Below are 1,649 nucleotides of genomic sequence, written 5' to 3' on the forward strand. Positions count from 1 at the left end.
GTTGAGCAGGTTGCGCTGGCTGACCGCGGGGGAGTCCCACGGTCCCGCACTCGTCGCGACGCTGGAGGGCCTGCCCGCCGGCGTACCGATCACCACGGACATGGTCGCGGACCACCTGGCGAGGCGGCGGCTCGGCTACGGTCGCGGCGCGCGGATGAAGTTCGAGCGGGACGAGGTCACCTTCCTCGGCGGCGTCCGGCACGGGCTCACCCTCGGCTCCCCGGTCGCGGTCATGGTCGGCAACACCGAGTGGCCCAAGTGGGAGCAGGTCATGTCCGCCGACCCGGTGGACCCGGAGGTGCTGGCCGGTCTGGCGCGCAACGCCCCGCTGACCCGCCCCCGCCCCGGCCACGCCGACCTCGCGGGCATGCAGAAGTACGGCTTCGACGAGGCCCGGCCGATCCTGGAGCGCGCCTCCGCGCGGGAGACCGCCGCCCGGGTGGCACTGGGCGCGGTGGCGCGGTCGTACCTGAAGGAGACGGCCGGCATCGAGGTCGTCAGCCACGTCGTCGAGCTGGCCGCCGCCAAGGCTCCCTACGGCGTGTACCCGACGCCGGCGGACGTGGAGAAGCTGGACGCCGACCCCGTGCGCTGCCTGGACGCGGACGCCTCGAAGGCGATGGTCGCGGAGATCGACCAGGCGCACAAGGACGGCGACACCCTCGGTGGCGTGGTCGAGGTGCTGGCCTACGACGTCCCGGTCGGGCTCGGCTCGCACGTGCACTGGGACCGCCGGCTGGACGCCCGGCTGGCCGCCGCCCTCATGGGCATCCAGGCCATCAAGGGCGTCGAGGTCGGCGACGGCTTCGGACTGGCCCGGGTGCCCGGCTCCCAGGCACACGACGAGATCCTCACCGGCCCCGACGGCATCAAGCGGGCGTCCGGCCGCTCCGGCGGCACCGAGGGCGGTCTCACCACCGGCGAGCTGCTGCGCGTGAAGGCGGCCATGAAGCCGATCGCGACCGTCCCGCGGGCCCTGCAGACGGTGGACGTCGCCACCGGCGAGGCCGCGCAGGCCCACCACCAGCGCTCCGACGTGTGCGCGGTGCCCGCCGCCGGCATCGTCGCCGAGGCGATGGTCGCCCTGGTCCTGGCGGACGCGGTGGCGGAGAAGTTCGGCGGCGACAGCGTGGCCGAGACCCGCCGCAACGTCACCTCGTACCTCGACAACCTGGCCATCCGATGACCGGGGCCCCGGTCATCGTCCTCGTCGGCCCGATGGGCGTCGGCAAATCCACCGTCGGACAGCTGCTGGCCGACCGGCTCGGCGTCGGCTACCGGGACACGGACGAGGACATCGTCACCGGGCAGGGGCGCACCGTCGCCGACATCTTCGTCGACGAGGGCGAGGCGGCCTTCCGGGCACTGGAGAAGCAGACCGTGCACCGGGCGCTCGCCGAGCACGACGGCGTCCTCGCCCTCGGCGGCGGCGCGATCCTGGACGCGGACACGCGCGGACTGCTCGCCGGGCAGCGCGTCGTCTACCTCTCGATGGACGTCGAGGAGGCCGTCAAGCGCACCGGCCTGAACGCCGCGCGCCCGCTGCTGGCGGTCAACCCGCGCAGACAGTGGCGCGAGCTGATGGAGGCCCGCCGCCACCTGTACGAGGAGGTCGCCACGGTCGTCGTGGCCACCGACGGGCGTACGCC

At 74.1% G+C, this 1,649-nt stretch carries 2 protein-coding genes; both read left to right on the plus strand.

Features of this window, described 5'->3' with window-relative positions; translation table 11 throughout:
• Nucleotide 1: 1 nt before the first annotated feature.
• Complete coding sequence (gene aroC / locus ACFCZF_RS40835) at nucleotides 2–1,186, plus strand: chorismate synthase (RefSeq protein ID WP_376675985.1); 1,185 nt, start codon at nucleotides 2–4, stop codon at nucleotides 1,184–1,186.
• On the plus strand, nucleotides 1,183–1,649 hold a 467-nt coding region (locus ACFCZF_RS40840; protein ID WP_376675986.1), incomplete at its 3' end, for a shikimate kinase. The genes aroC and ACFCZF_RS40840, both read left to right, overlap by 4 nt.

Origin of the sequence: Streptomyces sp. NPDC056296 (assembly GCF_042268605.1) — a bacterium.
In the GTDB taxonomy this organism is placed as follows: domain Bacteria; phylum Actinomycetota; class Actinomycetes; order Streptomycetales; family Streptomycetaceae; genus Streptomyces.